Genomic DNA, 9,815 nt, shown 5'->3' with positions numbered 1-9,815 from the left:
ATTTTAGAAATAGAGGAATAATGTTCACATCAGTAAGTGAAGGAAAACTGTATGCTGTAATCCCTAAAGAGTTATGTGATATAATAAAAAATAAATTTAATAATAAGCTAAAATTAAATTCAAAAATAAATTCAGAAGTTATAGAAATTTCAGCAGGAATTATATATTTTTATGGAGTATTAACTATACAAGACTTATGTAAATTTATAATAGATGTATATAAATATGATATTAGTATTGATAAAATTAAAAAATTACTTTTAGATGGAGAAGAATTAGGCTTTGATTATCAAGTTGAAGAAGATATAATTTATCATATAGATGTTGAAGATCCTATGTTTATAATTGAAGAAAGAAATAAGAATTCAGATGTGAATTTCATGAGCTTTGATAAAAAAACATTGTTTAAAGCATCTAAGCCAGATTATATAGAAGAAAATAAAGAAGGAAATAAATTAGAAAAGGTATTGAATGAGCTTTTTGTAATAGATAAAAAGATATTAAAAGAAGAGATAGAAAGTTTTTCTATAGCTATAAAAAATGAAGCACCATTGTTTGAAGCAATTGAAATTTTCTTAGAAGCATATGAAATAGAAAGTGAAGAAGAAAAAGAGATACTTAAAGAAGAGTTAAAAAAGTTAGCAATGAATGTTAAAAGGTGGACATTAAAAGGACATTCTGAAAGAGAAATAGAAAATAAGAAGAAAACAATCAAAAAGGAAAATAGTATAGGAAGAAATGATATATGCCCTTGTGGAAGTAATAAAAAGTATAAAAAATGTTGTGGTAAATAAAAAAGGGGAGTTTATAATATGATTTTTAAATATTTGATATTATTGTGGGGAGCTTTGGAGTTCATACTTGGAATAACTGTAGCGATAAAAAAGGATTTAATATTACTGAAATTTATTGTTGAAAGTTTCTCAGTATTAAATAGTGATTTTGGAATGGATAAAATAAATAATATAAAGGTGTTTTCGAAGTGGTTTGGAGAAATTGTAACTTTAGAAGGATCTATATTACATTTTTTTAGCTTCTGCGTCCATATTTTTTAATATGAGTATAATAATTGTTATAATCTTTATAATAATTATAGAAGTATTTTTCTTTAATGTAATAATAAATGGTATAAAAAATTTTGTTTAATAAATGAGGTTTAAAATGAAAGATAATAGATATCTTTTCGAAAACTATATAAATATAGGCAGAGATTTTGTAACAAAAAAAGAATATGTAAAAGCTTTAAAGTTTTATAAAAAAGCGTATAGTTTTTTAGAAGGTAAAAGAGATATAGAACTTATTTTAGATATGGCTATTTTATTTGATAAATTAGGATACAAGGAGCTTTCAGAAGAAAAATATAATGAGGTTATAAAATTAGAGAAAAATGATGCAAGAGCATATTATGGTTTAGGTGTTTTATATGATGAAGACGGATTCCTAGAAGATGCTATAGATTATTATAAAAAGGCTATTGAGTTAGATAATAAATACAATAGAGCATATTTCTATTTAGCCAATGCTTATGATGAAATAAGTGATAAGCAAAATGCTATAAACTATTACAATAAAACATTAGAGCTTGTTCCAGATGATTTATGGGCAAATGCTAATTTAGGGTGTATTTATGAGGAACTTGGAGAATATCAAAAGGCATTAAATTATATGACTAAAGCTTTAGACATAGATTCAAATAACTTTAGAATTTTATTTAATATGGGAGTATTACTTAAAAACATAAATCAAGAAGAATCCAAAAGATATTATGAAAAATCTATAGATGAAAACCCATATTATCCGTATAGTTATCTAAACTTATCTATATTATATAGAGAAAATAATGAGTTTAATAAAGCTATAGAAATAATTACAAAAGGAATAGAAAATAATAAAGATTCAAGTTTTTTATATTATAATAGAAGTTGTTTTTATGCTAATATAGGAGAACTAAATAAATCTTTTAAGGATTTAGTAAATAGCATAGAACTTAATGATATGTTTTTTGAATATATGATTGAAGATAAAGAATTAGAAGCAGTAAGAAGTCTACAAGAATATAATGAATATTTAGAAAGTAAGCTATAGTAGTTTACTTTCTTATTTTTATGTTAAAAAAGTAACTATCAATAGGTATATTTAATAGTTAACTTAATAAATTTATCAAGAGTTTTTAGTATATTATATAGAAGTTTTAAAATTTTCATTAAAACCTTTGTTAAATAAATTACAAAAGTTGTGAGATAGCTGTATTTATGGTAATATAAAATCGTAACTGTTAAAATATACGGATAATATGGTATATAATACCTTGACAAAATTGGAGGTTTGTGTAGTGTTAAGTAATCTTTTTAATAATGTAAATATTTACAATAAATTATTTACGATACCAGATACTAAAATATTAAAATTATCAATTGATAAAGAAAATTTGAGTTTAGAAGAAAGTGAAAAAAAAGTATTTTCAATTTTTGAGAAAAGTAGTAAGAAAGTAATAATAAAAGCTTTTAGTTTTCAACCTAATTTAAATGGATATGGTGTAATAATTAAAGAGAGAAAAGAAGATTTAAAAAAAGGAATAGAAAAAATTAAGCTAAAATCAGAAATTAAGTTTGTAGTAGATGGAAAAGATAAATATATCCAAGAAGAGTTAAAAACATATGGCGATGTTATAAGAGTCTCCTCTGTAACTGATTTATATAAAAATAAATTAATATCTAAGGCATATGGAGAATCAAAAAATGACGTTGCTATTTACGATTTAATGGAAATCGTAACACTTGGACAGGCTTTGAATAAAAAGGAAGTAGAAATACTAACAACTATTCATGGTAATGCTGTAGATGGTGGAAAAGTTATTTCTATAAAAAATGGGACTACATATAGAGAAGTATTTGAAAACTTAAAAGGGAATTATAGTTTGCTTAAAAAAGTCATTGATGGGGGAAGTATAAATGGAACGCCTATATATGATTTAGATTTACCTATAAATGAGAATTCAAATGGAATATTATTTCTAACAGAAAAAGATTCACCATCAGAGGAAGCTTATAGTTGTATAAGGTGTGGAAAATGTCTAAGAGCATGTCCAGAAGGGTTAAATCCTATAAAACTAGTAGAACTTTATAAAATGAAAGAAAAAGATGAGTTTATAAAGTTTGGAGGAGAAAAGTGTATTGAATGTGGTTTATGTAGTTTTGTATGTCCATCTAAAATAGAGATTGCGCAAAGTATAAAAACTGCAAAAACATTTAAATAGCAATAGAAAATCTGAATAGGAGTGAAAAGTGTGGAAAACAGAAAATTGAAAATATCACCAGCACCACATATTAAAAATGGTAACAAAATTAATAAAATAATGATTGACTTTATTATTGCTTTAATCCCAGCAATATGTGCAGGAATCTATTTTTATAAAATAGATGCTTTAAAAATAATAGCTGCAACCATTATAACTAGTATTATATCAGAAGGACTCTGGAATAAATTTGTAAGGAAAAGACGATTTATTACAGATTTAAGCCCCATAGTTTTAGGTATGATTATATCCTTTATTATGCCAACGTACGTTCCATTATGGATACCAATTATAGCATCGATATTTGCAACAATAGTTGTTAAACAGTTTTTTGGAGGACTTGGCCAGAACTTTATGAATCCAGCAGCATCATCAAAGGCATTTTTAATTGCATCTTGGGCAGGAGTAATGGCTAAGCCAGTAGCTGATGCAACATCTGCAGCATCAGAAGTTTCTCAAGAATCGGTATCATTAATAAGTAAGATTGTTGGACAAGCAAATGGGAGCATAGGAGAAGTTTCAATATTAGCTTTATGTATTGGTGGACTTTATTTAGTATTAAGAGGCAGAATAAGCTTAAGAGGACCTATAGTATTCATAATGTCAGCAATGCTTATGTATAATTACTTTGAAAAAGATATATTACTTCCTGGAGCATTTTTTGTAGCGGCTATATTTATGACTACAGATTATGGAACAACTCCAATGACCAAAATAGGACAATATGTATTTGGGTTAATAGCCGGTATTTGTGCATCTATTATTTCTGTAAAAGGATACAATCCGGAAGGACCTTATTATGCAATTATAATAACTAATTTATTTACTCCTCTTATAGAATATCTTACAACTAAAAAAATAAAAATTAAGAAGGAGGCTTAAGTATAATTATGAAAGAAAATTTTAAGCTAGGAGGAATCCTTCTAATTATAACAATGATTGCAGGATTATTACTTGGAGTTGCTAACAATTTAACTAAAGAAGCTATTATAGAAAATTCAAAAGTAAGTAAAGAAGATTTAAATTACATATTACCACAAGCTAGTAGCATTCAGGATATTAATAACTTAGATACTGAGGGCAATGTAAAAGAAATATATGAAGCCTTAAATGAAAATAATGTTGTTGGACATGTTATTAAAGTTACTACAAAGGGGTTTCATGGTCCCGTGGATTTTGTAATAGGTATATCAAATGATGGTAAGATTTCAGGTATTAAGGTACTTTCACATAGTGAAACACCTGGACTTGGAGCTAAAATTTCAGAAGAAAAATTTACCTCAAGATTTAAGGATAAGCCTGCAAATGGTTACTTAGAATTAGTTAAAATAACTCCTAATAAAGATAATGAAGTAGAGGCTATATCTGGAGCTACAGTTTCTAGTAGAGCATCAGTAACAGCAGTAAATGAAGCTATCACCTTCTATTTAAAAAATATAAAGGGAGAAGAAATAGCGCCACAAGAAAATACAGATGCAAACACATCAGCTAGTAGTGAAGAAACAGCTCCTCAAAAAAATACAGATGCAGATACATCAGCTAGTGAAAATCAATAATAATTAGGAGGAAAGCAATGAATAAGTTAATTGAAAGATTAAAAAATGGGATAATTACAGAAAATCCGATTTTTGTCCAAGTTTTGGCTATGTGTCCAACTCTTGCAGTTACAACAAATGCAAAAAATGCATTAGGTATGGGATTAGCATCAACCGTGGTATTGATATTTTCAAATATGATGATTTCGGCAATAAGAAAATTAGTACCAGATAAAATTAGAATACCAGCATATATAGTAGTTATAGCATCATTTGTTACAATAATTGACATGTTAATGCAAGGATATGTACCTAGTCTATATGCTTCTCTTGGAATTTTTATACCTTTAATAGTTGTTAATTGTATAATATTAGGAAGAGCAGAGGCGTATGCATCAAAAAACTCAATATTACCTTCTATTTTTGATGCCATTGGAATGGGACTTGGTTTTACAATCGCATTATTGTTAATTGGAACTTTTAGGGAAATGTTGGGAGCAGGTCAAATACTTGGAATGCAAATATTACCTGAAAGCTTTAAGCCAGCATCAATAATGATATTAGCTCCTGGAGCATTTTTTACATTAGGTGGCCTTATGGTAGTTTTAAATGCTTATAATATTAGAAAAGCGTATAAGACAGGCGAAAAGGTAAAAGTTCTAGAGCATAGTTGCGGAAGCTGTTCAGGATGTGGAACAGGATCATGTGGAGATGAAAGCAAAATAGAAATAGTAGATAAAAATAAATCTAAAAGCTAAGAGGGGTGCAACTAATGGAATTGTTTATAATTTTTATATCAGCAATGCTGGTAAATAACTTTGTCCTTTCAAAATTCCTAGGAATATGTTCATTCCTTGGGGTTTCAAAGAAAAAAGATGCGGCTATAGGTATGGGACTTGCGGTAATGTTTGTTATGGCATTAGCATCTATAATGTCATGGCTTGTATATAATATTATATTAGTAAATTTAGACCTTGAATATCTTAAGACAATAGCCAATGTACTAGTTATTGCTGCATTAGTTCAGTTTGTTGAAATGGCTATGAAAAAACTATCTCCAGCTCTTCATAAGGCACTTGGGATATACTTGCCACTTATAACAACAAACTGTGCAGTGTTAGGAGTAGCAACATTAAATATACAAGAAGGATATAGTTTTATAGAATCAATAGTTAATGGAGTAGGAGCTGCGTCAGGATATATGTTATCTATAGTATTGCTAGCATTTATAAGAGAGCGAGTAGATAATAATGAAAATATACCAGTAGTTCTAAAAGGCTTGCCAATTACATTATTCACAGCAGCTTTAATGTCAATTGCCTTTTTAGGATTCCAAGGATTAATTCACTAGGGAGGATTTAGTATGAATATTTTAAATGCAACTTTAAGCTTAGGAATTCTGGGATTAGTTTTTGGAATATTATTAGGTTTTGCATCAAAAGCCTTTGAAGTAAAGGTTGATCCTAAAATACCAAAATTAAGAGAATGTCTTCCAGGCGCAAACTGTGGGGGATGTGGTTTTGCCGGATGTGATGCTTATGCAGAGGCCATTGTAATGGAAGGCGCAAAACCAAATTTGTGCTCTGTAGGTGGTGTTAAAACAGCAGAAGATATAGGTGAGGTTTTAGGTATAAAGGTAGATTTAACTGAAAAAATGACTGCTTTTGTAAAGTGTAATGGTAATTGTGACTCCGCCAAGGTTAGATACGATTTAGAAGGGGTTACTGATTGTTTAACAGCTTCTCTTATGATAGGAGGAGGTTCTAAATCTTGTTCATATGGTTGCTTAGGACTTGGTAGTTGTGTTAATGTCTGTGAATTTGATGCCTTAGAAATAGTTAATGGTATTGCTAAGGTTAATGTGGATAAATGTACGAACTGTGGAGCTTGTATAAATATTTGTCCAAAAGGACTTATTGAATCAGTTCCTATTTCAAAAAAAGTAAGAGTGGAATGTAATAATATTGAGATAGGAAGACATGTTAAAGAAAATTGTTCAGCGGCTTGCATAGGATGTAAGCTGTGTGAAAGAAACTGTCCAAAGGATGCGGTTCATGTAGTAAATAACTTAGCTAAAGTAGATTATGCTAAATGTATAAACTGCCAAATATGTACTAAAAAATGTCCGACAGGAGCAATAAAATTATCAATTAATTAATAAAAAATGTCTTATTGATGTATAAAACTTTATCATCAATAAGACATTTTTTGTTTAAGAATGAAGATTTATGAAAGTATAAAATTATAAAGATTAAAAAGTATCACAATTTGTAAACATATTATGACTTATGAATATTATGTAATAAGCAAATGATTAGGAGGTGCTATAATTGCTTTATAGAAATATATATACCTCAGATGATACTTTTATTTTTAGTGGATTAAAAAACAGAAATTTTTCTGCTTTACCTTTTTTAGCAGTAGGATACCACCGCGATAAATGCATGAATTTATCAGGAGAATTTAGAACTTTAATAAAATTTAATTTTAACGAATTTAACGAACCAATTTATATCGTTGATAGTAATTTGAATCTATTTATTACGTCTGCATGTTTTATAAATTGTAACAGTATAAATTTAAAAATATATAGAAATTTACAAGACTATAATGTGAATATAGTTACAGCTGCTACAGCACCTAGAGTTGTATATACTGGAATAAACAGAACAATTAGAAATAGTGATATTAAAAATTATATTAGTATTAATATAAGAGAGTTAGTAGTAGGATGGATTAATGGAATATTCCCAAACTATGGTTTGACCATAGCAATAAGTTGTTCACAAGGGAATGTATATTTTGCATCAAGTAGGAGTAATAATTGGCCATATTTAAGTATAAGCTACACACCAATATCAGGACCAACAGGCCCACAAGGACCAACGGGAGCAACAGGAGCGCAAGGGCCACAAGGAATTCAAGGACCAACGGGAGCAACAGGAGCGCAAGGGCTACAAGGAATTCAAGGACCAACAGGAGCAACAGGAGCGCAAGGGCTACAAGGAATTCAAGGACCAACAGGAGCAACAGGAGCGCAAGGGCCACAAGGAATTCAAGGACCAACGGGAGCAACAGGAGCGCAAGGGCCACAAGGAATTCAAGGTCCAATAGGTCCACAAGGACCACAAGGAGTACAAGGGATTCAAGGACCTCAAGGAGTACAAGGAATTCAAGGGATTCAAGGACCTCAAGGAGTACAAGGAATTCAAGGGGTGCAAGGTTTACAGGGCCCACAAGGAATTCAAGGACCAACAGGAGCAACAGGAATTCAAGGTCCACAAGGAATTCAAGGACCAACAGGAGCAACAGGAGCAACAGGAGCAACAGGAGCAACAGGAGCAACAGGAATTCAAGGGCTAACAGGAGCAACTGGGGTACAAGGTCCACAGGGAATACAAGGAGTAACAGGAGCAACGGGAGCAACAGGTGCACAAGGGCCACAGGGACCACAAGGAGTACAAGGAGTACAAGGAGTACAAGGACCGCAGGGAGTACAGGGACTACAAGGTCCACAAGGGCTACAAGGCCCACAAGGAGCAACAGGTGCAACCGGAGCTGCAATGCAGCTAAGAGGAATAAGTGCACAACTTCTAGGTAGAAGTGCAAGCACAATTTTAAATGGAGCAACTGTATTATTTAATAATTTTAATGATCAAAGCTCTAATATTAGCTATAATTCAGCTACTGGTGAATTTACTATTAATGCTACAGGAAACTACTATGTGACTTGGTGGATTGCTACAGATGGAGCAGAACCATCTACCTTTGTTAGATTTGATTTACAAGTCAATGGTGGTGGTGTAATACCAAGTGTATCTCCAATAGTAACTGGGCAGTTAAATGGAAGTGCACTAATAACTATTTCATCAATTCCATCAACAGTAAGATTAATTAATAATACTGGCGCTACTGTTATGTATGGAAATACTCCAATACAAGCAAATATAGTAATTACAGAGGTAGCTTTATAAAATATCTAATATTATGCAGAGGAGGTTAAGATGGGTAATATTATTTTACAAATAGAAAGATTATCTACCGGAAGTGTGATAGATGGAGAAAATGTATTATTTGAATCGGTTGTATATTCATCAGGTAATATATCTTACAATAGTGCAACAGGTGCAATAACATTTAATGAAGTTGGAAGATATGTTGTTAATTGGTGGGTCGCAACTCAATCAGTAAGTTCTACTAATGGAGCAATTTTTGCACTATCATCATCACAGGGAGATCTTTTAGAAGGTAATTCTCCAATTAAAACAGGAGAGGTTGTAGGAATAGGTATAATAGATGTTATATCAGAACCTGTAACAATGTCACTAATAAATTTGAGTAATGGGACAGCATTTTATTCTACAATAGTTCCAGTAAAAGCTACAATGGTAATCGTAAAAGATAATATAAGTAGTACTGGAGCAACAGGAACAACAGGAGCAACCGGGGTAACAGGAGCAACGGGAGTGACAGGTGTAACTGGGGCAACAGGAATAACGGGAGCAACAGGATTGACTGGGGTAACAGGATTAACAGGAGCGACAGGACCAACCGGATCAACGGGAGTAACGGGAGCAACAGGAGCAACGGGAGTGACAGGTGTAACTGGGGCAACAGGATTGACTGGGGTAACAGGATTAACAGGAGCGACAGGACCAACCGGATCAACGGGGTAACGGGGGCAACAGGATTGACTGGGGTAACAGGATTAACAGGAGCGACAGGACCAACCGGATCAACGGGAGTAACAGGAACAACAGGAATAACCGGAGCAACGGGAGTAACTGGAGTGACAGGCGTAACTGGGGCAACAGGAATAACCGGAGCAACGGGAGCAACAGGAATAACAGGAGCAACAGGAGCAACCGGAATAACAGGAGTAACAGGACCAACCGGATCAACGGGAGTAACAGGAATAACGGGAGCAACAGGAGCAACAGGAATAACGGGAGCAACCGGGGTAACAGGAACAACAGGAATAACCG

12 protein-coding genes are annotated in these 9,815 nt (G+C 31.8%); all 12 read left to right on the top strand.

The window, feature by feature from the left end:
* On the top strand, positions 1 to 794 hold a 794-nt coding region (locus A500_RS04970; protein WP_016206490.1), incomplete at its 5' end, for an SEC-C metal-binding domain-containing protein.
* An 18-nt stretch (positions 795 to 812) separates the two neighbouring features.
* Complete coding sequence (locus A500_RS04965) at positions 813 to 1,055, top strand: hypothetical protein (RefSeq protein ID WP_016206489.1); 243 nt, start codon at positions 813 to 815, stop codon at positions 1,053 to 1,055.
* Between the two features lie 106 nt (positions 1,056 to 1,161).
* On the top strand, positions 1,162 to 2,085 hold the full coding sequence (locus A500_RS04960; protein WP_016206488.1) for a tetratricopeptide repeat protein: 924 nt from the start codon (positions 1,162 to 1,164) through the stop codon (positions 2,083 to 2,085).
* A gap of 247 nt (positions 2,086 to 2,332) precedes the next feature.
* A complete protein-coding gene (locus tag A500_RS04955) occupies positions 2,333 to 3,256 on the top strand; it encodes a 4Fe-4S dicluster domain-containing protein (protein ID WP_016206487.1) in 924 nt (307 codons plus the stop codon).
* A gap of 30 nt (positions 3,257 to 3,286) precedes the next feature.
* The gene (locus tag A500_RS04950; protein ID WP_016206486.1) at positions 3,287 to 4,177 is read left to right on the top strand and encodes an RnfABCDGE type electron transport complex subunit D; all 891 of its coding nucleotides are present in this window, start codon (positions 3,287 to 3,289) and stop codon (positions 4,175 to 4,177) included.
* Positions 4,178 to 4,185: 8 nt separating this feature from the next.
* Complete coding sequence (locus A500_RS04945; RefSeq protein WP_016206485.1) at positions 4,186 to 4,851, top strand: RnfABCDGE type electron transport complex subunit G; 666 nt, start codon at positions 4,186 to 4,188, stop codon at positions 4,849 to 4,851.
* A 17-nt stretch (positions 4,852 to 4,868) separates the two neighbouring features.
* Positions 4,869 to 5,588, top strand: a complete 720-nt coding sequence (locus A500_RS04940; RefSeq protein WP_016206484.1) for an RnfABCDGE type electron transport complex subunit E — start codon at positions 4,869 to 4,871, stop codon at positions 5,586 to 5,588.
* A gap of 14 nt (positions 5,589 to 5,602) precedes the next feature.
* Positions 5,603 to 6,181, top strand: a complete 579-nt coding sequence (rsxA, locus tag A500_RS04935) for an electron transport complex subunit RsxA (RefSeq protein ID WP_016206483.1) — start codon at positions 5,603 to 5,605, stop codon at positions 6,179 to 6,181.
* 12 nt (positions 6,182 to 6,193) lie between these two features.
* A complete protein-coding gene (locus A500_RS04930; RefSeq protein WP_016206482.1) occupies positions 6,194 to 6,988 on the top strand; it encodes an RnfABCDGE type electron transport complex subunit B in 795 nt (264 codons plus the stop codon).
* Positions 6,989 to 7,160: 172 nt separating this feature from the next.
* The gene (locus A500_RS04925) at positions 7,161 to 8,804 is read left to right on the top strand and encodes a DNRLRE domain-containing protein (RefSeq protein ID WP_016206481.1); all 1,644 of its coding nucleotides are present in this window, start codon (positions 7,161 to 7,163) and stop codon (positions 8,802 to 8,804) included.
* Between the two features lie 30 nt (positions 8,805 to 8,834).
* Positions 8,835 to 9,506: a collagen-like protein gene (locus tag A500_RS21635; RefSeq protein ID WP_198010572.1), complete on the top strand. Its 672-nt coding sequence runs from the start codon at positions 8,835 to 8,837 to the stop codon at positions 9,504 to 9,506.
* A gap of 14 nt (positions 9,507 to 9,520) precedes the next feature.
* On the top strand, positions 9,521 to 9,815 hold a 295-nt coding region (locus A500_RS21630; protein WP_198010571.1), incomplete at its 3' end, for a hypothetical protein.

Source organism: Clostridium sartagoforme AAU1 (assembly GCF_000401215.1).
Lineage (GTDB): Bacteria > Bacillota > Clostridia > Clostridiales > Clostridiaceae > Clostridium > Clostridium sartagoforme.
Note: the sequence above shows the minus strand (reverse complement) of the source record. Positions and strands in the feature narration are given on the sequence as shown.